The sequence below is a fragment of the Vibrio phycocola genome, assembly GCF_054404255.1.
In genome coordinates this window covers 412,301-437,104 of sequence record NZ_JBTAMQ010000001.1, presented here as the reverse complement: position 1 = coordinate 437,104, position 24,804 = coordinate 412,301, and the positions used below count along the sequence as shown (strand labels likewise).

The 24,804-nt window shown below is 42.2% G+C and carries 31 protein-coding genes; 10 read left to right on the top strand and 21 right to left on the bottom strand.

Annotation, left to right across the window (positions count from 1 at the left end):
* The 4 genes from ACXJY6_RS02115 to ACXJY6_RS02100 are packed head-to-tail and all read right to left on the bottom strand — an operon-like array spanning window position 1 to window position 3,294.
* Window positions 1-1,395, bottom strand: a complete 1,395-nt coding sequence (locus ACXJY6_RS02115) for an FAD-dependent oxidoreductase (protein WP_458767165.1) — start codon at window positions 1,393-1,395, stop codon at window positions 1-3.
* On the bottom strand, window positions 1,388-1,693 hold the full coding sequence (locus ACXJY6_RS02110) for a (2Fe-2S)-binding protein (RefSeq protein ID WP_458767163.1): 306 nt from the start codon (window positions 1,691-1,693) through the stop codon (window positions 1,388-1,390). Before ACXJY6_RS02110 ends, ACXJY6_RS02115 begins: the two co-directional genes overlap by 8 nt.
* A gap of 48 nt (window positions 1,694-1,741) precedes the next feature.
* A complete protein-coding gene (locus ACXJY6_RS02105) occupies window positions 1,742-2,143 on the bottom strand; it encodes a Rid family hydrolase (protein ID WP_458767161.1) in 402 nt (133 codons plus the stop codon).
* Between the two features lie 11 nt (window positions 2,144-2,154).
* Entirely contained in the window at window positions 2,155-3,294 is a 1,140-nt protein-coding gene (locus ACXJY6_RS02100; protein ID WP_458767159.1) for an ornithine cyclodeaminase family protein, read from the bottom strand.
* Window positions 3,295-3,531: 237 nt separating this feature from the next.
* On the opposite strand from ACXJY6_RS02100, the gene ACXJY6_RS02095 reads away from it, so the two are divergent.
* Together ACXJY6_RS02095 and ACXJY6_RS02090 are read left to right on the top strand one after the other, a co-directional pair.
* Window positions 3,532-4,365 (top strand): helix-turn-helix domain-containing protein, encoded by an 834-nt coding sequence (locus tag ACXJY6_RS02095; RefSeq protein WP_458767157.1) that lies wholly within the window; start codon window positions 3,532-3,534, stop codon window positions 4,363-4,365.
* Between the two features lie 331 nt (window positions 4,366-4,696).
* The gene (locus ACXJY6_RS02090; RefSeq protein ID WP_456051485.1) at window positions 4,697-4,936 is read left to right on the top strand and encodes an RNA recognition motif domain-containing protein; all 240 of its coding nucleotides are present in this window, start codon (window positions 4,697-4,699) and stop codon (window positions 4,934-4,936) included.
* A 79-nt stretch (window positions 4,937-5,015) separates the two neighbouring features.
* Here the strand turns inward: ACXJY6_RS02090 and ACXJY6_RS02085 are convergent, their stop codons facing one another.
* The 10 genes from ACXJY6_RS02085 to ACXJY6_RS02040 all read right to left on the bottom strand — a co-directional run bounded on the left by ACXJY6_RS02085 (window position 5,016) and on the right by ACXJY6_RS02040 (window position 9,773).
* Window positions 5,016-5,381, bottom strand: coding sequence for a cupin domain-containing protein (locus tag ACXJY6_RS02085; RefSeq protein WP_458767155.1), 366 nt, complete (start codon window positions 5,379-5,381; stop codon window positions 5,016-5,018).
* A gap of 94 nt (window positions 5,382-5,475) precedes the next feature.
* Window positions 5,476-5,973, bottom strand: a complete 498-nt coding sequence (locus ACXJY6_RS02080) for a DUF2867 domain-containing protein (protein ID WP_458767154.1) — start codon at window positions 5,971-5,973, stop codon at window positions 5,476-5,478.
* Window positions 5,974-6,308: 335 nt separating this feature from the next.
* Window positions 6,309-6,656, bottom strand: a complete 348-nt coding sequence (locus ACXJY6_RS02075) for a RidA family protein (RefSeq protein WP_458767153.1) — start codon at window positions 6,654-6,656, stop codon at window positions 6,309-6,311.
* 89 nt (window positions 6,657-6,745) lie between these two features.
* Window positions 6,746-7,324, bottom strand: a complete 579-nt coding sequence (locus tag ACXJY6_RS02070) for an NAD(P)H-dependent oxidoreductase (protein WP_458767151.1) — start codon at window positions 7,322-7,324, stop codon at window positions 6,746-6,748.
* Window positions 7,325-7,396: 72 nt separating this feature from the next.
* Entirely contained in the window at window positions 7,397-7,735 is a 339-nt protein-coding gene (locus ACXJY6_RS02065; protein WP_458767149.1) for a MerR family transcriptional regulator, read from the bottom strand.
* 17 nt (window positions 7,736-7,752) lie between these two features.
* Entirely contained in the window at window positions 7,753-8,154 is a 402-nt protein-coding gene (locus ACXJY6_RS02060) for an HVO_A0114 family putative DNA-binding protein (protein ID WP_458767147.1), read from the bottom strand.
* A 1-nt stretch (window position 8,155) separates the two neighbouring features.
* On the bottom strand, window positions 8,156-8,512 hold the full coding sequence (locus ACXJY6_RS02055) for a toxin-antitoxin system TumE family protein (protein WP_458767145.1): 357 nt from the start codon (window positions 8,510-8,512) through the stop codon (window positions 8,156-8,158).
* Between the two features lie 171 nt (window positions 8,513-8,683).
* Window positions 8,684-8,980, bottom strand: coding sequence for a hypothetical protein (locus tag ACXJY6_RS02050; RefSeq protein ID WP_458767143.1), 297 nt, complete (start codon window positions 8,978-8,980; stop codon window positions 8,684-8,686).
* A 1-nt stretch (window position 8,981) separates the two neighbouring features.
* A complete protein-coding gene (locus ACXJY6_RS02045) occupies window positions 8,982-9,317 on the bottom strand; it encodes a hypothetical protein (protein ID WP_458767142.1) in 336 nt (111 codons plus the stop codon).
* 135 nt (window positions 9,318-9,452) lie between these two features.
* On the bottom strand, window positions 9,453-9,773 hold the full coding sequence (locus tag ACXJY6_RS02040) for a tetratricopeptide repeat protein (protein ID WP_458767140.1): 321 nt from the start codon (window positions 9,771-9,773) through the stop codon (window positions 9,453-9,455).
* Window positions 9,774-10,906: 1,133 nt separating this feature from the next.
* Between ACXJY6_RS02040 and ACXJY6_RS02035 the strand changes: the two genes are divergently transcribed.
* Both ACXJY6_RS02035 and ACXJY6_RS02030 read left to right on the top strand, forming a co-directional pair.
* Complete coding sequence (locus ACXJY6_RS02035; RefSeq protein ID WP_458767138.1) at window positions 10,907-11,191, top strand: damage-inducible protein J; 285 nt, start codon at window positions 10,907-10,909, stop codon at window positions 11,189-11,191.
* The gene (locus ACXJY6_RS02030) at window positions 11,188-11,466 is read left to right on the top strand and encodes a type II toxin-antitoxin system RelE/ParE family toxin (RefSeq protein ID WP_458767136.1); all 279 of its coding nucleotides are present in this window, start codon (window positions 11,188-11,190) and stop codon (window positions 11,464-11,466) included. Before ACXJY6_RS02035 ends, ACXJY6_RS02030 begins: the two co-directional genes overlap by 4 nt.
* Window positions 11,467-11,735: 269 nt before the next feature.
* On the opposite strand, the gene ACXJY6_RS02025 is transcribed toward ACXJY6_RS02030, so the two are convergent.
* The 4 genes from ACXJY6_RS02025 to ACXJY6_RS02010 all read right to left on the bottom strand — a co-directional run bounded on the left by ACXJY6_RS02025 (window position 11,736) and on the right by ACXJY6_RS02010 (window position 13,824).
* Window positions 11,736-12,146, bottom strand: a complete 411-nt coding sequence (locus ACXJY6_RS02025) for a hypothetical protein (protein WP_456051482.1) — start codon at window positions 12,144-12,146, stop codon at window positions 11,736-11,738.
* Between the two features lie 283 nt (window positions 12,147-12,429).
* Entirely contained in the window at window positions 12,430-12,621 is a 192-nt protein-coding gene (locus ACXJY6_RS02020) for a hypothetical protein (protein ID WP_458767135.1), read from the bottom strand.
* A 192-nt stretch (window positions 12,622-12,813) separates the two neighbouring features.
* Window positions 12,814-13,314, bottom strand: a complete 501-nt coding sequence (locus ACXJY6_RS02015; protein WP_458767133.1) for a hypothetical protein — start codon at window positions 13,312-13,314, stop codon at window positions 12,814-12,816.
* A gap of 81 nt (window positions 13,315-13,395) precedes the next feature.
* Window positions 13,396-13,824, bottom strand: a complete 429-nt coding sequence (locus ACXJY6_RS02010) for a bleomycin resistance protein (RefSeq protein WP_458767132.1) — start codon at window positions 13,822-13,824, stop codon at window positions 13,396-13,398.
* 295 nt (window positions 13,825-14,119) lie between these two features.
* On the opposite strand from ACXJY6_RS02010, the gene ACXJY6_RS02005 reads away from it, so the two are divergent.
* The gene (locus tag ACXJY6_RS02005; protein ID WP_458767131.1) at window positions 14,120-15,007 is read left to right on the top strand and encodes a LysR substrate-binding domain-containing protein; all 888 of its coding nucleotides are present in this window, start codon (window positions 14,120-14,122) and stop codon (window positions 15,005-15,007) included.
* A gap of 123 nt (window positions 15,008-15,130) precedes the next feature.
* Entirely contained in the window at window positions 15,131-16,726 is a 1,596-nt protein-coding gene (locus tag ACXJY6_RS02000; protein WP_458767130.1) for a 5-guanidino-2-oxopentanoate decarboxylase, read from the top strand.
* A gap of 126 nt (window positions 16,727-16,852) precedes the next feature.
* Here ACXJY6_RS02000 and ACXJY6_RS01995 read toward each other — a convergent pair whose 3' ends face one another.
* A complete protein-coding gene (locus ACXJY6_RS01995) occupies window positions 16,853-17,938 on the bottom strand; it encodes an iron-containing alcohol dehydrogenase family protein (RefSeq protein WP_458767128.1) in 1,086 nt (361 codons plus the stop codon).
* Between the two features lie 49 nt (window positions 17,939-17,987).
* Window positions 17,988-19,418, bottom strand: a complete 1,431-nt coding sequence (locus tag ACXJY6_RS01990; RefSeq protein ID WP_458767126.1) for an aldehyde dehydrogenase family protein — start codon at window positions 19,416-19,418, stop codon at window positions 17,988-17,990.
* Window positions 19,419-19,888: 470 nt separating this feature from the next.
* On the opposite strand from ACXJY6_RS01990, the gene ACXJY6_RS01985 reads away from it, so the two are divergent.
* Genes ACXJY6_RS01985 through ACXJY6_RS01970 form a run of 4 tightly spaced genes read left to right on the top strand, consistent with a single transcriptional unit; the run spans window position 19,889 to window position 24,193 of the window.
* A complete protein-coding gene (locus tag ACXJY6_RS01985) occupies window positions 19,889-20,986 on the top strand; it encodes an ABC transporter ATP-binding protein (RefSeq protein ID WP_458767124.1) in 1,098 nt (365 codons plus the stop codon).
* A 43-nt stretch (window positions 20,987-21,029) separates the two neighbouring features.
* Entirely contained in the window at window positions 21,030-22,082 is a 1,053-nt protein-coding gene (locus ACXJY6_RS01980) for an ABC transporter substrate-binding protein (RefSeq protein WP_458767122.1), read from the top strand.
* 17 nt (window positions 22,083-22,099) lie between these two features.
* Entirely contained in the window at window positions 22,100-23,338 is a 1,239-nt protein-coding gene (locus tag ACXJY6_RS01975; RefSeq protein ID WP_456051474.1) for an ABC transporter permease, read from the top strand.
* Window positions 23,339-23,341: 3 nt separating this feature from the next.
* Window positions 23,342-24,193: an ABC transporter permease gene (locus ACXJY6_RS01970; RefSeq protein ID WP_458767121.1), complete on the top strand. Its 852-nt coding sequence runs from the start codon at window positions 23,342-23,344 to the stop codon at window positions 24,191-24,193.
* Window positions 24,194-24,290: 97 nt separating this feature from the next.
* On the opposite strand, the gene ACXJY6_RS01965 is transcribed toward ACXJY6_RS01970, so the two are convergent.
* Window positions 24,291-24,680: a tautomerase family protein gene (locus ACXJY6_RS01965; protein WP_458767119.1), complete on the bottom strand. Its 390-nt coding sequence runs from the start codon at window positions 24,678-24,680 to the stop codon at window positions 24,291-24,293.
* Window positions 24,681-24,804 lie beyond the last annotated feature (124 nt).

Here is a 24,804-nt window from a genome sequence, read left to right as displayed (position 1 = left end):
TCAGTCACTCTCGCCAAACGTCATGTTGGCAAACTGTTCTATGCTCAAAGGCTTCAATGGCGTGCGAACGCGCATCGTCCCAACGTCAGTGATGTCGATTGCGCTGTTATCGGCAATGATTTCTGAGATCGTTGCGGCACACATTCTTCCTTGGCAGGGGCCCATTCCAGCTCGGGTTCGAGCTTTGATTTGCGCTGGATGACTCGCTCCTTGAGCTATCGCTTGACGAATTTGCCCTGCGGTTATTTCTTCGCAGCGGCAGACGAGTGTCTCATCATTTTCAGGGACCAAAGCCTGCCGATTAGGTGGAAAAACATGATCAAGAAAAGGTCGAATGAATAGTTCCTTGTTAAGGTTAACTCTATGCTCTTCCGCTATATGATCACGTTTCAGTTGATTAATTTTTTCCAGCTTGTAAGCACTATCAATCGCAGCCAAATGACCTCTAGCCGCCGCCATTGGACCGCCACCAATTCCCGCAGAATCGCCAGCAATGGACACACCATCGACACTGGTTTGCCCCCATGAATCGAGTTTAGGTTTCCAATAGCGTTGTGGTTCGTACCATTCATGTTCGCAGTTAATTGAATGACTAAGACGCAAGTTAGGCACTACCCCTTCGTGCAGCAAAACAGTTTTTGCCGCGATATCCATCTGCTTACCACGACAGGTAAAGCGCAACCCTTGAGCACGTTCGTCACCGGTCACTTCGAGGTCACGACAACCCATATAGAGAGGCACACCAGCACGTTTTAGCTTTAATCGCATCAGCAAACCTTTTACGAGATAATCACTACGTAAAAGCGCTTTCGGCATAAAGGGAATGGCTTTGAAATAATCACGAAAACCTGCGGTCTCAACCATCGCTGAAATGTGCACACCATTGTCAACGAGGTGACAAGCGGCCAAGAGCAACAACGGCCCGCTACCTGCGATAACCACTGGCTCATCGGGAACCATATCTGCTGATTTAAATAAGATATCAGCGGCCGCAGCCCCCATAACACCAGGTAACGTCCAGTTTTTCATCGGAACCGGACGCTCTGCAGCACCAATGGCAAGAAGTAGTCGACGGCCTCTTACTCTTTGTGTCTTTCCAGCAGATAAGAGATCGACATCAAATTGATTAGCAATATTGAGTACCGTGGTATTTGGCATATAATCCACAGCCGAAAGTCGAAAAGCTTCGATAAGTGGTTTTCCGGCAAAATAATCTTTACCAAGTACATGTGTATTTTCGGTACGGCTGCGCTCCATTGAACGATAGATCTGCCCGCCGGGTTCGGGTTGTTCATCAACCACCAAGACGTTTAGCCCGAGATTGTCGGCAGTGACCGCAGCAGCGACGCCACCGGGCCCAGCACCAATGATGATAAGATCGTAGATTTTACCCATTCTCCAACACCTTCTTACCGTTCTGACGATTTACGACCATACCGTCGCACACTTGTATCGCACACGCTTGTTGATTAGGGATACCATCGATCTCCATTAAGCATTCAAAGCAAACCCCCATCTGACAATATCCAGCTCGAGGTGCTCCACTTATCGGCGAGGTTCGGTTGTAACCCGCCCCCGCCGCCATGACGGTAGCAAGAACCGTTTCACCGGCCGGAACTCGTAACGGCTCGCCTTCAAAAGTGATGGTCACACACTCTGTATCTGAGGGGCTGTCATGTAACCTTTTCAACATATTTCACTCCTTACCGACATGAAGAGGTATCCGTATCGCGGTCATTTATTACTCTTCGCACACTTCACAATCGAGCATGGCTTCAAGCTCAATCTCAACAAACTGAGTTGGACGATTGAGCTTTGGAGTTTCGACCATAGTGAACAACGGGCAAACTTCCTTGAAAAACTCACTGTAGGCGGTTGCGACATCTTTTGCTTGACCCATATCAGTTACATACACTTTCACTTTATAGACATCTTTCGCCTCGGCATCGGCGCGTTTGAGTAACTCAATAAATCGACCGAATATGTATTGAGCCTGTTCATAAGCCGTGCTGCCAAAGACTTCACCATCAGGCTGTACAGCGGTTGTGCCACCAATCATAATTCGGTTGCCGATTTTGACCATTCGCGAGTAACCAGCGTGTTTCTCAAGGGCTGAGCCAGTTGAATAATTGATACGTTGCATTCTATTTTTCCTTATTTAAGTACTGGTTCATCCCAGAGGTTCAGTGACACGCCAATTCCTTTTTCAACGGCGTTGCGATAAATCTTGGTCGCCCAAGCAACATCTTCCACTGGCATCCCACCAACGGATAACACCACTATTTCGTCATCACTTTTACGACCAGGGGTAACACCCGCAACAATGTTTCCAAGATCCTCGAGTTCATCGTTCTTCAATTTTCCTTCATGAATAGAGTCCATGAAACGCATGCCCACTAGGGGGATATGGTTGTGTGCAGGTTTCGGCACTTCTTCATACCAGGCCTCATATAAACCCGTGTTATCCAGCACTTTTCGGACATCGGAACCTTCCATGCCTTCATCCAGTCGACAGCTTGCCGGCATCGCTAAAAATGCACCTGGTTTGACCCATTCACGTTTAACTTCTGGGTAGGTCATTGGGTCTCCGGTTTCTCCGGAATTACAGTAAGTCACTAAGTCGGAATCGCGTACCACATCTTCAACGGAGTCCACTACTTTCACATTTGTGATTTGGGGGTATTCAACGGCAAGCCAAGTAATGAAGCTGTCCATACTCGCTTTACCACGCCCTTTGATTTTGATCGTATCGACCTCTGGGCAAGCTGCCATAAAGGCGGCCACTGTCGTTTTACCCATAACACCCGGTCCAAGTAGACCAATGACCTTCGAATCTTTGCGTGCTAAGTAACGAGCACCAACACCGGGTATCGCACCAGTACGGTAAGCAGAAAGTAAGTTCGCCGACATATAAGCCAATGGGGCACTGGTTTCAATATCGTTTAGAGTAAACATAAGAATGGATCGAGGCAGTCCTTTCTCTCGGTTAGCTATGTTCGAGCCATACCACTTAACACCGCACGTCTGAAAATCACCACCAAGATACGCGGGCATCGCCATTAAACGGCGGTCAGCGGTAGGTTTTGGCATGGTCGGGAACGGAGACTCTTCAGGGAACGTAACCATGGCTCCGTGTGAATCACTATTTGGGCCTGCCATGCGATAGTCCCCTTTTTGCAAAAGAACAAACATCTCTTCCATCGTATCAACGCAACTGGGCATATCGGTCACGCCAGCTTTAATCATGTCTGGCTCTGAAAGGTATATAAAATCTATCTTAGTGTTCGCTGACATATCATCACCTATATCCATATAGTTTGTTTTCGCCTGTTTCTTCACTCACCCCCTCACGTTTATCTGGACGTTATCGAACTGATTATGGAGAGGTTCAATGAGTCGTTGCTTTTGATACTATTGCCAGAATTAAAGCCCGTATTGTATTTTTGCGACATTGCTTTTCCGTGCATTTCTGATGAAATTGGCACCTACTTTGCTAGATGTATTTGTCACTCAAGGATAAGAGAGTTAGATATGTCTGCTTCGTCATTGCTATCACGTGTTTCTAGTATTCATTCAAAACAACCTTTTTTTGTGTTGGACTCAGAGCGTTTTTTGACTCAGTTGGCTCCCAACAACCCTGAAGTGTCTCACTTCTACAGCTTTAAAGCCGGCAGCAGTCAAGAGCCAACAAGTGTGATTCCGGATGGCTGTATAGACATGATATTTGACTGTGATGCAAATTCACCAACCGGGCGGGTCTGTGGAACAAAATTGGAGGCAGGTGCGGCGTCGTTTACACCTGGACATCAGTACTTTGGCGTGCGTTTTGTACCTGGTGTATTTCCTGATTTTCTAAGGGTTTCAGCTCAAGATCTCATCGAACATGAGCTTGATTTAAATGATGTTATTGCAGGTTACGAACCACTACTTGAACAAGTAATAAACAGTGGCGACTTTTCACAACAAGTCGGTGTGGTAAATCAATTTTTAGGTAAGAATAAACGGCAAGAATCGTCAAGAGTAACCAGCAAGATTATCGAAAAAATTTGCCATCACAAAGGCAACATTCAAGTTCAGGATCTAGAAAAATTCTCTGGTTATACAACTCGAACACTCCAACGCATGTTTAAGAATGATATCGGTTTAACACCAAAAGGATTTAGCCGAGCAATCCGTTGTCAATCAGCTATTTACAGTATTAATCATAATAGCGATCTTATTTTTTCTGATTGCGCGGTTGAACTTGGATTCAGTGATCAGTCACACTTTCTCAATGAATTTAAAAAGCTCGTGAATGTAACGCCTCTGGAATATCAAAATAGAGTAAAAGAACGAGCCTATCTTGAACGCATTCGCTGTTACTAAACATTCAATATTGGTGCAGATCGCACCAATAATGAATGTTTTTAGTCATAATGGAGCGGTGTGTTGAGAGAATATTTCGATTAAGGCGTCGTAGTTATGTGATGTATTTTTACCCATTAGAATTGTTGTTGCTCTTCTGGGGTATTCATTAATTCATTTTCCCCATAAACTCTTTCACCCGTTCCAAGCCTTCTATCTGCAACTTAAAACCCACCAGCTTTCAACTGCTGTGATAGGTCTTTTTTGTCAAACGTAAGTTTTTGACTGATTATCCTTGGTTTATTTACCTATAGCTGAGACACTTACGCCTCAATTTTATTAGGTAAACAATATGAAAATTTTAGTCCGCAACCTTGCTCGAACAACCACTGAACATGAAATTCGAGTTTTATTTTCTGATCATGGCTCTGTTTCTGAGTGTAACTTAGTTTTAGATCAGAACACCGGACAATCAAAAGGTTTTGCTTTTGTTGAAATGCCGGATGTTGATGAAGCAGCAACGGCTATAAGCAAGTTGAATCTATCTAAAGTGGCGAATAGTACGATCAGAGTGAAATTGGCACAAAATTAATCAAAATGAAGGCTAGTAGCGACTGCTAGCTTTCAGTCTTACTGTTTCAGCCGTGACTTCTACCCCTATCTATTAGATGTTAAATCCATTCTTGATGTTCTGACGATACGGTTACTTCACTATCAAGTTCGCCTGTATGAGCTGTAGAGGATGGCTCTACCATCATGAAATGCGTACCAGGCTCAGCTTTAGGGCAATGCTCTACGCCTTTTGGTACTACATACATTTCACCTGGATTTAGAACAATATTTCCACTTCTTAACTGCAAAGTAAGCTGTCCTTTAAACACAATAAATAACTCATCTTCATTATCATGTGTATGCCATACAAGCTCACCAGTACCTTTCGCTATTTTGACTAATTGGCCATTTGATTCAGCTAAAATCTTGGGAGTCCATTCATCTGAAAACAACCCAAATTTCTCACTAATATTAATTTTATTCAACGAACTATCCTTAGCATACAGCCGCCCTGTTAAGGGGCAATTATGTGGAAAGCGCCAAAAGATCAACATTAATTATTGGCACCATAGCTTCTTTTTATATACGACCTGCTCTAAGTGCTTGCCTAATGCAGTATTTGGCAACCAGCTTATGAAATGGTTTTATAAAAGCCATATACACCTTTCCTGATTTTGTTTTTAAATTCACTAGTGTAGAAACTGAAAACTCTTGTTCCGATAACTTTAAGACTGATAACCACATATCCATATTTGGCTCGTATGCACCACATATAACCTCTGACGGCTCTACTGATTCAATGGTTAAAAAGCCCGCTTTCTTTCCTGTTTCAATATCCTCAAGAGGCAAAGACATTTCTGTATTACTTGATGAAAAACCGAAGTATTTAACAACCGAATTCCGAAAGGATAAAGCAAGTTGAACTGGCTTTGGCAAAAAACCAAAGATGCTGTGATATACATTTTTAGCTTCAAGGTTTTGTTTCTTCACCGTAACTTTAAATGAATCACGGTAATATGAATTTGACTCTTTACCATTTATTTTTGTTTCTGATGGAAAATCCATTTCTGAAACCATATTACCCTCTACTAGATCATATCGTGATAATAACTCTCCATGATCTCTAATCAATCGTGGATTAGCTGAACGCTAGAGCCATCATAGTTTTGTTAACGAAACTAAAAAGTGGATACCAGCATGTAAAAACATAATATACTTTTCATAGGCCTTAATACTCACAAAAAAAGCTTGTTGAAACGGACATCCACTGAATTGCTGAGGTGTCAGTTCCTTATTGGATTGCACCTTTTTATTTGTGTAAATACACACCGAATCGCTTTAGTGCCTAAATCCACGCCGATAAGATTGGCTTTGCATTAGAGCGGGAGCCCAATTATCTTGTTGGCAGTAGATTAACGCACTGCTGTGACTGTTATTTCTATTAAAACATCACCTTCCAGATCGACGCCTAAGCAAGCTCTTTGTGGCCAATCTTGTGGATTTTCACCAAACCATTCACACCAAACTAGATCCATTGATGCTTTAGAATTCATATCAGCGATATAAACTTGAGCTGATACTATTCGAGCTTTATCGCTACCCAGTTCAATTAAATTGCGTTGAATAGTATCTAAGGTTGCTCTAGTTTGTCCTTTGATATCTAAAGATGTATCTGATGATGTAGCGACAGTCCATACTAAATCTTTATATGCGGAGGACTTATTACGTCCATTATAAATACCGCGCTTACGTTCTATCATCGAATGCTCCTGTATTGTTAACGCCTTGCTCAGCGACAAAATGCGAGTGCGGGTGAGTAGTTTTTGCGATACAGCAATTTGTTATCAATTTAACCTGCGGTAAATCCAAGCTTTGACACATCATTAATCCATTTTTTTCTAGACTCTTTAGTCGAGCTTATAATAGGGCCAATCATTTTACTTTTCACCGGGCGAAAACCAACGAATTCGAGTGTTAGTGCCTTTAACTGTTTGATAGCTGGAGCCCTTTGAATTAAATAGTAATACCATGGAGGTGTATCCATTGTCATTACGATTCGAGCCGTTTTCCCTTTCAATAACTTTTTGGGAAAAGATTTACCTTTTTCATATTGGAATGCAAAATCAGGTAAAAATGTCCGATCAATGAGTCCTTTTAATTTTGCAGGTAACGTTCCCCACCAAATAGGTGTAAAAATAACTAGGTGTTCGCACCACTCAAGTGAAGTCTGAAATGACTTTAGCGAATCTTCCATAGAAGATTCCTCATCATACCCTCCCAAAAGATTCATATTAAATTCCATATCCGATATTTTTAGCAACTGGACATCATGGTTTTTTTCAGCTGACTTTGCATACGCCTCAGCTAAAGCACTTATAAAACTGTCTTGTTTGGGGTTTGCATCCAAAACTAATACTCGTTTACTCATCTCGTTATCCAACAATTAATTAATTGAGATGCAGTTTACTGTCTTCCCTATAGGGGAGAGTCAAATATTTATTTATGGATCTATCTGGTTATAACATGTATCAAGACTATCGATTTTCTTATTGATATCGTCAATTTGGTTAATCAACTGCTCCCTGATTTCTCCCAAAAATATTTTTATATTTCCCCAATCAACCATGCCATTGTCGTAAATAATAACGCCTTTAAGCTTGGACAAAGTTATACCTAAATCTTTTGCTTCTTTAATTAAGATGAGAAGCTCTATATCCGTTTCATCATATACTCTATATCGGCCTTTTCTTTTAGGCTTCTTGGTTAATCCTATTTCTTCGTAGAATCGAATAGCCTTAATAGATAGACCCGTTTGTTTTGATGCTTCACCGATGTACATATTTTACCAATTTATAACTAGTCAGCCGATTGACCTGCGGAAAGTTGCAGTAGGTAATACTCAAGCTCCGAGTCAGTGACAATTTCAAAGTCTGTAAATAAAGCGACTGGTTTAACAGATTTACCATGACCTTGTTCTAGGCGAACAAAACCTTTTTCACTTAACGATTTTAGTGTTTTCGACAAGTTGGATTTAGCTCTCCCAGTTAGTTCAGCTAACTGAGTTAAGCTTTCTGGCCTCTCAGAGTCGATAAGCCTCAGCAGATCTATGTTTTCCGGACACAGAATTTGTGAAATCGCATTAATCGACGTATACCAAACTTTAGGCTCATTTAGTTGGGCTTTATATTTACCTTGTGCAATAGCTAATAGCCTCATACGAATAAGCTTCTCAGACATAATTCCAATTCTTGCTTTCATGCTATTCACCCTCTATTGCAGCAATAGTTTTATCTATACCCTCAAAGAAATTCTGAAGTAGTGTGTAGCAGTCAGAAAACTCATATGGTGTGCCTTGGTCAATTACAGACTTATGCAAATGATCATATTCATAACGCTTCCCACTAAACCTTTTACCTTTCAATGGCTTTACTGCATGAGTATTATCATGCCCAAATACACGTTTGTTATACTTGTTGTGAAGCGTTAAATTATAGCGAATACCGTGTGGTCGCTCTTTTGTTGGAGGTACAGTCCAAGCCTCAATTTTCCACCAGTAACCATCATCACGATGAACTTGTTCACCATGCATACTGAGTAGAACTTCAAGTCCATCCACAGCGATAACTCCCAATTAAAGTTATGACCAGAGTATAACGCCCATTTTCAAGACTGCGAAATTTAAGCGGTTTATAGACATAATAACTCCCCACTCCGACTACTGATCACCAATCAATTGTGGATTAACTTCGTGTGAGAGCGGGAGTCCAATTATCTTGTGATATTTTCGTTATTTACAGTTAGTTGACTCAACGGCATAACTAACCGTGTGACCAATTAAATACTGATTATCAATATAAGTATTTACTTGCCTTTCGCACCACTGCATAGCATCACCTTGACTTTCGTAACCATCGCCACTCGCATCCCAGCATTGCTTTAAGTCATTGTCACGATCATCAGCAAATAAAGCTTGAGAGCTAGTAATTTTACAAGATGAATATGTAGATTTAGATGAGCCATCATCATTACTGTCATCACATGCAGCTAGTGCAAAGATAGTTAAAAATATTAATAATTTTTTCATATTATTCCCCTTGCGCATATTGATTAGTAAATGATTCAGTGATTACTACTCGAGACTTGCAAGGTACTTCAAAGTAATCGTGGTCGTTATTCTTAATTTGAAGTTCTAGACTTTCGTAACCAGAACATTCAAATTTAATACCAGACGCAGGAGTTAAATTAAAAGTTTCACCATAAAGGTCAATCTCAATTTTTTCATTTGAAAGGTTTTGTATTGATAAAGTTGATAATTTAGTTTTATAAACTTCAACATTGTCTACTGGGGAGTTGTATTCGCTTGCGATTACAGTTGAGGATAATAGACCTAATGTTAGGGCTAATTTACTACTAAGTTTCATTGTAATTCCTGTTGATAGTGAAACCCAAAAACTGCACAAAGAGTGCAGAAAAATGTTATGCCTTTCTAGGTGGATACAAATAGTTAATTAAAATCGCGTAGCGATAACCAATAGTTTTTGCGTTTAAACAACTTATTATAAATTTTGCTTCAAACGCTCTGCGGCCAAATAACCATATTGTGATGATTTGTGCTCAACGCTAAGATATTTATACAAACTTTTTGCCTTCTTATATTCCCCCATTTTTTCATATGTTTGAGCCTTCAAATACGTTAATTCTGCTTTTAATTCTGGATTCGTTTCCCTCGCCTGTTCGGCTTGACTTATGTACATTAGAGTGTCTTCATAATCTCTGTCTTCAAAGTTTGAGTACGCCAGTTTTACAGATCCAGTTTGAACTTGAGATGAGCAGCCAATAATCGAAGCGGTTAATGCTATTAATATTATTTTTTTCATATTTATACCTTTACATAATTGTGATTTATAAGCTCAACTGTGAGTGACCGTGTGCCAAAATGAAGCAAACCGAAATCTGCACGCGTTCACGAATCAGACTTGAGCGCCTTGTTAGTTTTATAGCTCTACCACAGTCAACTTTTTCAGTTTTCCCGTACGTTCTTTCCATTGCGATAATCAGCCTAGTTTTAATATTTATTATATGAATGTTGTCCATACAAATGATAATACTATCAGCCACAAACTCTATAACTAATTGATAATAGTAGTATAAAATAATTAATTCCACATTAACCTATAAAAAACATGGATATTATCGTTATAATTCAATCGAATCATTTTTTGATAAAATTATGTATTTTTACACAGTATAAGTTCTATTATGATCTCACTATTTTTAACCAAGGTTTACGAGAATTCATCGTTGCTCGACACCGCGCAAATAGATATTAGCTAATGGCACCAAGCATAATATCTAGTTCGAGACACATTAAGCCAAGCGCGAACATATTTGACGCCGAAGGCTGTTCCGAACGTTTGGATTAATTTCAAAAACGAGAGCTACATCCTTAGATTTATCATCCTAGCTTGAGCTTAATTCAACGTATTGAATATTGCAGTTAACAGGAGAGAAGCAGGTGTTTCTTGATTGGGTATATTTGGGCATTGACTGGGTTTCGGATTGGTGTCGAGAGCTTAATATTGACTTTATTCTTGGTCATGCTCTGTATATGAGAGCAACTCGCGATTTGCTTCGTATTCTCGCCTTGAGAAAAAGAATCAAGGCTAAGCACCCATCAAATCGTACAATTTACTATGAAGTGTGGCTTCAGGCTTGTTCAACACCCAGATCAGATGCCGGCTGCGCGACATCTATCCTTATTTGTTATAAATCAAGCTGCCGATTGACCCGCGGAAAGTTGCAGTAGGCAATACTCAAGCTCCGAGTCAGTGACAATTTCAAAGTCTGTAAATAAAGCGACTGGTTTAAATACACACCGAATCGCTTTAGTGCCTAAATCAACACCGATAAGGTTAGCTTTGTATTAGCGCGAGAGTCCAATTATCTTGTTAGTTGCCCTTGCCTAACTCCAGTGATAACATTTGTACACACAATTGTTTAGGAGTTACTCATGGACGCTAGAATTCAATTTCGTGTTGATGACGAAGTTAAACGCTTAGCTCAGCAAATGGCTGAAAGCCAAGGACGCACACTTAGCGATGCTTGCCGTGAGCTTACCGAGCAAATGGCTGAACAACAACGTAGAGCATTATCTCACGACGCTTGGTTAACTGAACAAGTAAACCTAGCATTTGAGAAGTTTGACTCAGGAGAAGCCTCATTTGTTGATCATGACTCAGCAAAATCGCGAATGGCTGAACGAAAAGCTAAGATTCGCAGCCGGGGTCAACAGTGATTTTATGGGAAGAAGAATCGCTAAATGATCGTGAGAAGATCTTTGAGTTTCTTTATGACTTCAACCCTAACACGGCGGAAAAAACTGACGAAATCATCGAAGTTAAAGTAGAAAGTTTACTTGAGCAACCACTTATAGGTGTTCAACGTGATGGTATTCGTGGACGATTACTAATTATCCCAGAAATCTCAATACTCGTTTCCTACTGGGTTGAAGGCTCAGAAATTCGTGTAATGCGAGTTCTACACCAGAAGCAAAAATTCCCTATTGACTGATTGTCGTCGGTGCGCAAACTAGACAGAATGAATCCCCACTAAGACTGCTGTTTTCCAATCAATCTTAATGCTCTACAAAACTCAAACACAACGGTACTCGGCAGGAGTTAAAGTAGGACTTCACTGAATTACTGAGGTGTCAGTTCTATTTATTCGATTGATCTTTTTTTACTTGTGTAGATACACACTTGAATAGCTTTAGTGCCTAAATCAACGCCGATAAGGTTAGCTTTGTATTAGAGCGGGAGTCCAATTCTCTTGTTCGGAAGCTACGCGCTCTCTTTGCCGTGATAGAAATATACAAATTTCTCAGTATCGTGAACGCCTGTTCCCCACATAGGTGAGTTTATTGAAATAACAGAGCCATCCTTTGCTACTTTTATCCTTTTTCTGACATAGGTTTCAAACTCTGAAAAGTTCTCAATTTTTATCTTTTTTAATTCTTCAACAAAGTGAGCGGCTTTGTATTTAACCGCTTCTCGATCATAATATTTCGCGCAGTTTTCAGGAATAAGAAAAAACTCCTCATCCTCATCCCAATCAAAGGCTTCCACATAGTCAATTTCTATGCATCCAGACCCATCTTCTGAGTAACAAGCAAAAGCAACATCATAGTTTTTTGTTTCAGGCTGTTTGCTAAAGACAGACTGTAAATCGTCGATTATATGCTGAACCTTCATTTAACTTCCTAGCGAGGCTGTAGGGTTTCTACCTAGCCTCATTCTCGATTTTGATCTTACCTCTATTTCACCACGATATGAGCTTGAATGCATTAACTCCTTGTGATCTAATCACCATTATTCACATATTTAGATGCGGTTATGCCAAACTTCAAAACCGACTTTTCAAATAAAAATATGTTTGTTCCTGTTAGTATCGATGAGCAATTGACTATAAAGAGTGACTTCAGGCTTGTTCAACACCCAGATAAGATGCCTGCTGTGCGACATCTATCTACAATAGTTAAGAAGGAACCCATTTCTCATTATTATATTCATAGTCCCAAAAATCGGGTTCATCTGTTTCAAATAGATACTCGATTCTAAGCTCCGCTTTTTGAGAGATATACTGTATCGCAGCTTCCTTTGCATCAGTAATGCTTGAATGTAAATATTGTTCAGAATTAACATATAAGCGACAGTACTTGCGATTCAAAATTAACTCCTTATTACAGATACACATAGACGTAATGACTCCCCGCTAAGACTGCTGTTCTCCATCAATCTTAGTGCTCTACAAAACTCAAACACAACAGTACTCGGCAGGAATTAAAGTAGGACTTCACTGAATTACTGAGGTGTCAGTTCTGTATTGGTGGAAAAATATAACCTACTGTTTTTATGTAACTTAAATGCCTTTATAAATTTCTGGATAGTGCTGTATCCACCAATCACCGCAATCTTTTTCTTTGTATAGAAAAATCGTTTTTTCAATATATTCAAACGCTAGTTGAGACAAAACATTAGAACTGCCAGCTCTGTTTTTCGACTCGTAAAGGTATCTAGACGATGCAAACGTATCTCGTCTTCTTTTTAATATTTCAAAGTCTGAATCGTTAAATAATAAAAGCTGTATTTCTTCTGGTAAAGATTTGGCTAAAAGAAACAAATCATGGAAAGCAGAAATATCGGGTGATTTATATTCATTATTTAACAGTTTTGAATCAAACTTGTAAGTAACACCTTTGTTGACTCGTATTTCTTTACATAGGTAACTTTTAAATAGTATTTCAATTGAGAGTGCAGCGTTCACATCTGAAACATAACCTAAGTCGCTCACTTTTACTGAAGCAAGGTAATATTTATAAGACTCTTCCACTACCCACGGCGCAAATAGGCCACTCCACATACCAACTCTCCCCAAAAAAATTTTACCGCTAAGTTAACGTGCCAAGCGTTTTTGGTCACTGTTAAACGCCTTGACATAACACTACTCTGACGGTTTCGCTTTCTCTCCAAGGTGCTGGGTAAACCTTAGTAAATAACCATCTAGATCTTGTATCAGAAACTCTCGTTCACCTGATAGCTTTTCACCAACGTCATACCATGTTTCTTTTAAATCACGGAAAAAACGTACATTAGCTTTCTTCAGTCTTTCAACTAGCGGCTCTAAGTCTGAAAGCTCTATTTGAAAGTTTACTCCACGTCCTAATGGAGTAACTAACTCACCAGTAATCCACCCTGAATCCGTGATTTGTTCGAGCATGATCTGAACCTGTTCTTGTTCAAGATATACAAAATCAGGATTTTCTCGCTTAATACGTACAGAGAAACCAAGCACATCGACGTAAAATGATAACGACTCTTCAAAATTACTCACTGATAATTCAGGAACCATCGGGTTCCAGTATTCTTCCATAATCTATCCTTGCTATATGCTTGTTATAACATCTTCAATAACCAGCCAGCTCGTTTCTACCATCAAAACCAACTCATTGAAAAACCAACAATATGTAACATAGTTCTTATTTCACTTCTAGAACATCATGCCAATATAAGCGACAAAGATACCCGTTACTCATTACGTATCGCATCAATATTGAACAAGCGGGTATAAGCAGAAGGAAATAGGTACTTTAGTTTCCCTCGCCGCTGCTTTAAGATTCAGTGATTCATCAGTAATCGACCATTTTAAAGTTTATAAGGGATTAGACATGCGCAAGTTACCTTCCACTCAGGCGTTGAGAGCGATAGAAAGCTTTGCTCGCCATGGAAAAGTTTGGCAAGTCGCTGATGAACTCAACCTAACCCGAAGCGCGGTCAGTCACCAGCTCCGACTCTTGGAAAGTGACTTAGGGTTTCAAATATTGAATCGAGTGGGAACCGGTGTGGAGCTTACGCAGCGTGGTCATGCATACGCGAAAGATATTCGTAAAGCGCTTAACATCATTACTTCCTCTGCGGTTCGCAATGCCTCTGCTGGTATCGGAGGGAAAATCAATATAAGTTGCGCGCCGGGGTTTGCCAGCAGTTGGCTCTGTTTAAATATTGGGAAGTTCAAAGAGGCGTATTCTGATGTCACCATTTCACTAACCACACCACAAAAAGTTTCTGATATCAGCGACCAAAATGTCGATATATTTATTACGTTTGGGCGAGACTTTTCTGCTGATGCCGAGATCGAGCTTCTTAAACGCATTGAATCCACCCCACTTTGCAGCCCCGCTTACCTTAATAAGTTTGATGGTTTTTCGAATCATGCCGACTTACAGCAGGCAACGCTATTACACCTCAGCGACTATCAAGATTGGGAAGATTGGAATCGAGCCATTGGTCAACCGATAGAGTTCGCCCAAAAAGGCATCATATTTAACGATCTAAACTTGGTTTACTCAGCCGCATTGGCTTCTCAGGGCATCGCGATAGGTGACGAATTTTTATGCAGCGATGCGATCAAGAAAGGGCAACTCGTCGCGCCCTTTGACCGGACTCTTCCTTGCGAAGGAGCTTATTATATTGCGATCCCCTATGGGAAATCCCTCACACCCGCTCACACTGCTTTCCTTGAATGGCTAAAAGACGAACTGGCGAGAAATAGCTAAAACCTTATATTTCAGATTGGTGAATTATTTTATCACTTGATGTGAAAAGAATTAGTTTGTTTTTACGCTCACAATCCCTCAAAGTTATCGTGTTTATATGTCTTACTTTGAAGGGAAATCAAAATGTTACCAGAAACTGTCACCTTAGGATCTCGCCTGCCTGCTCTGCTAGCGTCTCGTGGGATTGAGATCGTCTTTGGTATCCCAGGTGTTCATACTGTCGAATTGTACCGAAATTTTCCTGAAAGTGGATTACGACACATCACGCCAAGACACGAACAAGGTGCCGGGTTTATGGCCGATGGCTATGCGCGCGTAACGGGTAAACCTGCAGCATGTTTTATTATATCGGGTCCCGGAATGACCAACATTGTCACCGCAATGGGGCAAGCCTATGGCGATTCAATTCCGATGCTTGTGATATCAACGGTTAATGCTCACGGTCAGATGGGGTCAGGTGAAGGTTGGTTACATGAAATGCCGAACCAAAGCTCTGTCGTCGAGGGCGTGTCAGCATTCAGCCGCACCATACATAATGTCGGTGAATTGGACAAAGCGCTAGACGATGCTTTTGCTGTATTCCAGTGCTCTCGCCCTCGCCCTGTACATATTGAGATCCCATTAAATATACTGGTCTCTCCTGTGGTCAATGATGCGATTTCTCCAGCACTGAATTTACTGCCACCGGCTCCAGCGAAACAGGCGCTATCTCCAGCAATTGACGCATTAAACAGCGCTAAATCGCCCGTTATTTTAGTAGGGGGCGGCGCAAAAAACACACCTATTTGTGCACTTGCGGAACAGCTCGATGCGCCGGTTGTAATGACAACAAACGCTCGCGGTGCCATGCCGGTTAACCACCCATTAGCGGTTCCCCTATCGGCATCACTCCCCAAAACTCGTCAGCTTATTGCACAAGCAGATGTGGTGCTCGCCCTCGGCACAGAACTGGGTTCAACCGATTATGATTTTAATGAAGATGGCGGCTTTCAAGTTCCCGGCACTTTGATTCGAGTCGACATCGATCCAACACAGATCCATCGAAACTTAAAAGCCGATATTGGTATTGCCGCCGATGCTAACGAAACCGTCACGGCTTTGGCTACGCAATTATCACCGCATTCAGCAAGCCAAGGAGAAACACGAGCAGCACAGGCTCGTGAGGATAAGAATCAACTTTCTAAGGCCATTACTTCGGATATCAACATCCTCAACCTTATCCGCGATAACTTGCCGAATACCCCGATAATTGGGGATTCCACCCAGATAGTTTATTCGGGCATCATGGCATTTGAAGCTCAGCGTACAGGAGGCTTTTTCTCGTCAGCATCCGGTTTTGGCACCCTTGGGTACGGTTTGCCTGCTGCGATTGGGGCAAGTTTGGCCACGAACAAGCATGTGATTTCCATTACCGGAGACGGCGGTCTTCAGTTCTGTCTTGGTGAATTAGCATCGGCTACCGAAGCCGCTGCAAAAGTCATATTAATTCTTCACGACAACAGCGGCTATGGCGAAATAAAGACCTATATGCAGAACCGAGATATTCCGCTTACCGGGGTTGAGATCTATACTCCAGATCTCGTTAAGATAGCCGAAGCCTGTGGCTGGAAAGTTTATCAGCCGAGCTCAACTTCGTTTGCTGAATGTCTGAAAAGTGCTGCCGAACTTAACGGCCCTTCTGTAGTGTATTTATCGGAATCCACACGTCTCGACTTTTAACACCGTCTTTTTGGCTAAACCCAGCCGACTGACTCGTTTATAAACAAAAAAAGATAGGGCCATAACGTCCTATCTTTTTTATTGCCTTTATGGCGAATCGTGTGACTTCAAAATAGATGCAGAAGTTTAGGCGAACTTTGAGGCCAGATCATCGACCCGTTCCATCGCACTAATCAAATCCTGACTGGTCACCGTGAAAGGCATATCTTGAATATCGGGCGTATCAATTGCGGCGTCGACCACTTGCTGCAATTCGCTCTTGGTCAGTTCAGCAATGCTGGATAACGACGTTGGCACACCACACGCTTTGGCTAATTCAATCGCCGACACAATCTCATCATCGCTCCGATTTTCTAACACCAACAAGCAAAGATTGCCATAACCCACTAACAAACCATGACCAAAGTGGCGCGTTTTATCGATCACTGTAAAGCCATTATAGAGACCATGTGCCGCCGCCACGTGATTGCCCACTCCCATAATTGAGGTAAATCCAGCATAAATGAAGATGGCATCCATCACTTGCTCAAGAGCAAAAGAGGGCTGTTCATTGTCCAAGGACTGAATGGCTTCTCCACCATATTTAGCAATCACATCAAAACACAGCTGACTATTATGAGACGCCGACATGTTAAGGCTGCAATCGGGATTAGATTTTTCTACAACTCGATATTCATAAAGCTTGGCGAGTGTATCTCCCAGCCCTGCGGACAGCCAACGAGCAGGCGCTTTCGCAATGATTTGTGGGTCCAAAATCACCACATCTGGCGCTTGTTTCAGATCGTGAAAATCAAGGTAGTGTCCCTGATCGTCATATATAACTGACAAAGCAGCAACAGCGGCACATGTCGCAGCTATCGTGGGAATCACCACCAAAGGTAGCCCTACTTTTTCGGCGACCAGCTTGCACGTATCCATCGACTTTCCACCACCCACTCCGATAATGAAGCTCACGCTGTGGCCTCGAATCACCGAGGTTAGCTGATCCACATTTTTGTAGGTACACTCCCCCCCAAACCACATCGTATCAACGACATCTAGCCCGAGGTCTCTACTATCGATAAGTGGCATTGTTGCTTCAAGAGCACGTTGACCGCCGATAACAAATGCGCGACTACCAAATTTCGCAACAACATCCTTGAGGCGCTCTATTGAACCATTGCCGCGATAAAATGTGGCTGGGAAAGATAATACTGGGCAATTAACGTTCATCGTGCTTCCTTAAACAATTATTAAATTTACAATTCATCGGGTTCAATTATTACTCAGGATAATGAAGCGTCTTGATCTCTAAAAAATCCTCAAGCCCGATCAAACCCCCTTCACGTCCATTACCTGAACGCTTGTATCCACCAAATGGGCTTCCATACTGCAAATAGCCGCCGTTAATATGAACCATACCAGCACGTAGTCGAGCAGCCACTCGTTTTGCTTGAGCCTGATCGTTTGTTTCTATATAAGCAGCAAGGCCATAATCGGTATCGTTCGCGATTTCGATAGCCTGAGGTTCATCATCAAATGGAATCATAACCAGGACAGGACCAAAGACTTCTTCTCGAGCGATGCGCATGGTATTTGTCACATCAGCAAAGACAGTGGGTTTCACAAAATATCCCGTTTCAAATCCGACAGGCTTCCCCAAGCCACCAATAACAAGACGCGCCCCTTCCACAATGCCAACCTCTATCATCGATTGGACTCGATCAAACTGCAATTGGCTGACCAATGGGCCAAGATGACGCCCCTCTTTTGTTGGGTCACCGACTTCGATGCGTTCAGCGACAGATTGCGCAATATCGACAGCCTGTGCGTAAACGGATTGTTGAACCAACATACGAGTGGGCGCATCGCAAGATTGACCAGAATTGAGAAAACAACTTTCAATTCCACGTGTAACGCTGGTTTCAAGGTCAGTATCTTCGAAAATAATATTGGGTGACTTTCCTCCAAGCTCCAACGTCACCCGTTTAATGGTGTCAGCCGCACTTTTACTGATCGCAATCCCAGCATTGGTTGAGCCCGTAAACGAGACCATTTCTACATCTTTGTGCGACGTAAGCGCAGACCCAACATCAGTTCCATCGCCATTAACTAAATTGAAGCTACCGGCTGGGAATCCGGCTTCTGCGATCATTTCGGCATATAACATCGCATTTAGTGGCGTGATCTCACTGGGTTTTAAGACACATGCACATCCGGTCGCTAAAGCAGGTAGTACTTTTAGAGCAATCTGATTAATCGGCCAGTTCCAAGGCGTAATCAGTCCGCAAACACCAATAGGTTCACGACACAGCACATCACCATTGGGCAGTGTTTCACGATGTTTTAATCGGCGCAGTCCTTCAATAAATCCTTCTAAATGACCAATCCCGGTATGAGCTTGTTCTTCAGCGCACATTGTCGTGGGCGCGCCGAGTTCCAACGTTATGATTTCCACCATCTCATTGTAACGACGTTGATAGATTGTCAGTAAACGCTCAAGCAGCGCTAAACGCTCCTCAACACTGGTTTCGCGATAACTAGCAAAAGCCCTTTTCGCAGCAGATACGGCGCGTTCTACATCATCAGCACTTCCCAGTGAGATGGTTGCAATCGCTTGTTCAGTTGTCGGGTTTAGTACATCAAAGTCATTACTTTTATTTGGTTCAACCCATTCACCATCAATAAAAAACTTGCGCCTATCTAACATCATTCCCTCTCATGTTCTTTCTGTCGCAAACCGTGTCAAGAATTTACTGACTCTGCTTAACGTTATTTTTCAACGTAAGTATCTCTTTTTATGAGCAATATTAAAGTGAATTATTTTTTCTTATATGAATCAAGGAATTCAACAGTCGTTTTATCGTCTCGCACCCTACCAGACTCTTAGCGTTCAGGGCGCTCACAATCCATCATTTCTATCCAAATCGGCAAAGTGATAAATATCGGAACAAAACAAAACATAGAGATTAGCGAGATGTTTTAGAGTTTTATTTTCGTTAAATCACTATTTGGCTTGGATTATGCAATATTTATGATTATCTAAGAAAACAGCAATATTTTCCGGAAATCTGCACCACCAAGATAGCAAGATGAATAGTTTTGGTGCTTATTTTCAGTGATTCGGACTTTCTAATTCGCTCTCTTCTTGGGCAGGGACGATGATTATTCAGTGAGGAATGGATGAGCGATACGGGCAACGAAAAATACGTACAGTTTAAGATGGTTAAAAAAAGTTATGACCAAAGTAATTTAGTCGTAAAAGAGTTTAATCTGGATATTAAAAAAGGAGAGTTTGTGACGCTTCTCGGCCCCTCAGGTTCGGGAAAAACAACTTGCCTTATGATGCTAGCGGGATTTGAAGATGTCACAAGCGGCGAGATCCTAGTCGACGGAAAACCGATTACTGACGTTGCGCCGTATGACCGAAATATCGGTATGGTATTTCAACATTATGCGTTATTCCCACATATGACCGTGGCTGAAAACCTAGCCTATCCCTTAAAGGTCAGAAAACTCCCGGACAATGAAGTCAAACGACGGGTTGCTGATTCACTTGCACTGGTTGAGCTAGAAGAGTTTGGCACACGCTATCCCGGGCAACTCTCCGGTGGTCAAAAACAACGGGTCGCATTAGCGCGCTCACTGATTTTCGAACCTTCGATAGTGTTAATGGATGAACCTTTAGGCGCCTTAGATAAAAATTTACGTGAGCAGATGCAGTTTGAAATAAAGCGGCTTCACGAGAAAATTGGCTTCACAGCGATCTACGTGACTCACGACCAAACCGAAGCACTCACGATGTCAGATCGAATCGCGGTGTTCAACAATGGTATCGTGCAACAATGCGCCAGCCCAGACACTCTCTATGAGGAACCTGCCAACGCTTTTGTTGCTGATTTCATTGGTGAAAACAACAAAATTCCCGCCCGTGTTGTTGAGATGAATGGCAACTACTATGAGCTTATTCTCGATGACGAGTCGAGAGTGCGAGGTATTTCAACCAACCGACTTGTACCAGGGCAAGAATGCCTTTTGACCATACGTCCAGAGAACCTCTTTATTGGCGTTCCGAGTTCAGATAACGATAACAGCATTGATGCCACGTTCATCACCCGCCTGTATGTCGGTGACTTTATTCGCTACCTATTCCAGTTACGCGATAAAACCGAAGTGATGGTTAAAGTGCTTAATGATCATGAAGCACCTAACTTCACCTCTGGAGATGTCACGAAACTAACCTGGTCCGCAACCGTCGGATTGGCATTAGAAAAACCGTAATTTTCGTATTACATAACAACCTATCAACTTGAAAGGAATCAATATGATTAGTAAAACCACGATTGCACTGTTGTTAACAGGGCTCCTAAGCACAAATGCCATTGCAGAGCAATTTACCGCCGTTTCTTTTGGCGGCTCTTATGGTGATACTCAGAAAAAACACATGCTTGACCCATTTACGGCTGAAACCGGACATAAAATTTTATCTGAAAACTACTCAGGTGGCGTTGCAGAACTGAAAGCTCAGGTCGAGAGTGGCAATGTGCTTTGGGATGTGATCGATATGGAAGTAATTGACTTAGAACGTGCCTGTTCTGAAGGATTACTGGAACCTTTCCCGATGGACACGTTACCGCCCGGCGATGATGGCACGCCAGCCGCGGAAGATTTCGCAAGTGAAGCATTGGCAAACGAATGTGGTGTGGGGAATATAGTATGGACGGTACTGTATGCCTATAACAATGACACCATTCAAGGTGGCAAACCAACAACCGTTGCGGATTTATTTGATACCAAAACCTTCCCAGGAAAACGCGCACTACGCAAACGCCCACAGGTAAATATGGAATGGGCACTGTTGGCTGACGGAGTTCCAAAAGAAGAGGTCTACGAACTATTGGAAACAGACGAAGGCCAACAACGCGCGTTTACCAAGTTAGCGTCTATCAAAGATGACATTGTTTGGTTTGACTCTTGGTCTCAAGCGCCACAACTCCTCAATGATGGTGGAGCCGTTATGGTTCAAGCCGCGAACGGACGTATTTTTAACGCTATCCAAGCAGAAGGAAAGCCATTCGAAATGGTTTGGAACGCGCATTTATATGACTTAGATGTATGGGCAATTGTGAAAGGGACAAAACATAAAAAAGTGGCTGAAGAGTTTATCCGATTTGCCACAGGCTCAAAGCCTTTAGCGGGAATGCCAGATATCGCATATGGCCCAACTCGTGAGTCCTCTTACAAATATGTCGATAAAGCCGTTATTCCAATGCTTCCATCATCGCATCTTGATGAAGGTTTAAAAGCATCAAGCCTATTCTGGGCTGATTATGGCGAATCTCTTGGTGAGAAATTCAACGAGTGGTTATTGAAGTAATCTAGGAGAAAGATTGGATGTCAGCACATTTAAGTATTGAAGAAATAGCTCAAAGCCAGAGACAACTCAGGCGAAAAAAAGTCCGGTTACTGGCGTTTACGTTACCTTTATTATGCTTTGTGTTGCTGGCATTTCTCGCCCCTATCGCAACCATGCTATATCGCAGTGTTTATCACCCCACGGTTTCGCAACTAATTCCTCAAACGTTGGAGGAAATGCAACAGTGGGAAGCAAGTCCCGACACTTTGCCTCCTGCACAAGTACTAGCCACGTTTAGCTTAGAGCTGCAAACCTTGGCCAACGAACGCAAATCGGGAAAACTAGCCGAAGAGCTCAACCGTTCGGTACCCGGAACATCTAGCCTGATAAAGTCGACGGCACGAAAACTCAAGCGAGTTGAGCCAGAAGTTTTAATCAATGGGCAGGGCCAAGAGTTATTAGCCTCCCATAAAAAGTGGAGCAACCCACAACTTTGGTCTGCAATGAAAGGCTTAGGTAACGTGTGGACTGACCGCTATTACTTAACCGCTTTGGATCTAAAGCGGGATCAAGCAGGTGAAGTAAAGGCACGTGACACACAAATATACTTAAAACTGTACTGGCGTAGTTTACGCATCGCGTTAACGATCACACTGCTGACAGCATTGCTCGCCTTCCCTTTGGCCTATTTTCTTGCCAACACAAGCAACAAGAAAGCCAATACACTTATGGTGTTTGTTTTACTTCCTTTTTGGACTTCACTGTTAGTAAGAACCACATCTTGGATTGCACTACTGCAAACCAATGGGGTAATAAATAGCACGATGCAGAGTATAGGAATAATAAATGAGCCACTTGAAATGCTCTATACCGAGTTCGCAACGGTTATATCCATGACTCATATTCTTCTGCCTTTTATGGTTCTCCCACTATACAGTGTTATGAAGAATATCGACCCAAGCTACTTTAGAGCTGCATTATCGTTGGGCTCAAAGCCCATGCCTGCATTCTTCAAAATCTACTTCCCCATGACCCTACCCGGTTTAAGTGCAGGCGCGTTGCTTGTGTTTATTATCTCAATTGGCTACTACATTACGCCAGCATTGGTAGGAGGCACCGACGGCCAGATGATCAGTAATATTATTGCGTTCCATATGCAGTCATCTAATAACTGGGAATTAGCGGCGGCTCTGGGAAGTTTGTTGCTGGTTCTCATCGTCCTGCTGTATTGGATCTACGACCGTCTTGTCGGCGTCAATAACATTAAATTGGGGTAAACAATGTTTAAATTTCCTCGTTACTATTCACCGCTACAAAAGCTAGGCACTATCAGTTTGTCTGCGTCTGCATACTTAGTATTACTGTTTCTGATGCTGCCAATATTAATCATCATTCCGCTTTCCTTTAATGCAGAACCCTTTTTCACATTTACCGAGGGCATGTTATCGCTCGACGCTGAAGCCTATTCAGTAAAGTGGTACCAACAGATATTTTCTGATGACCAGTGGATTCTCGCGATTAAAAATAGTTTCTTCATTGGTATATGCGCGACAGCAATCGCAACAATTTTGGGGACATTAGCGGCCATCGGCATGAGCAACTCTGACATGCCTTTCCAACGTGCAATCATGGCAATGTTGCTGTCTCCGATGATTGTCCCGCTTATTATTACCGCAGCAGGTATGTTCTTCTTCTATACCCAGCTCAACCTCGCCGGTAGCTACCTAGGTGTCATTATTGCCCATGCCGCTCTTGGTACGCCATTTGTGATTATTACGGTGAACGCTGCGCTCGCGGGCTTTGACTACTCGTTAGTGAATGCATCGATGGGAATGGGGGCAAAACCGACCTACACCTTTTTCAAAGTTATCATGCCGTTGATACGACCAGGTGTCATCTCTGGTGCGTTGTTTGCGTTCGTGACGTCGTTTGATGAAGTAGTTGTTGTACTCTTCCTTGCTGGACCAGAACAGCGAACCATACCACGACAAATGTTCTCAGGACTGCGAGAGGAAATTAGCCCCACAATCTTAGCAGTCGCAACTCTACTGGTCGTGGTTTCATTAATGCTGCTCCTCACTCTCGAATACTTAAGAGCACGCTCTGAACGTATTCGTATGGGTACGCTCTAGTCGACTAACGATTCCACCGATGAAAAAAGCCACAAAGATAACTTTGTGGCTTGATATAAAACATTTCTAATTTAACCGCTACATAAGCTGACGTGAACTACAGCTTTCCTGTGTAGTATTGCGCTTCACCAAAGCCAAAACTCCAATCATGTCGAGTGTTGGTAAAGAAAGACATCATCAAGTCGTTGCCTTTAATGCCGCACTCGGCTTCAAGCTTTTCAGCTAAGGTTTTCATAAACTCAATCTTGGTCTCTTCAGGACGAGGGCTGGTAAAAATACGCAACATAATCAAATTGTCAGAACGTGAAAAACCAAGTCCTGTATCTTCAAAAATCATGTTAGCGGGTTTGTGTTCGTACACAATCTGATAACGGTCTCGCTCTGGCACTTTAAACACGTCTAGAACAACTTGGTGTGTTACATCTAGAATGGCCTTCATCTCTGATTCACTTCGACCTTCAATCACGTCAAATTGCATTAATGGCATAATCTTCCCTTAAAAAATAGTTATGTCTGTATTGATGAGTAAAACTCTGTTTGATTCGAGACACCCACAACTGAAGGTGTCTCATGTTACTTGTAACGATTGGCTAAATGTTCGTTCAACGTTA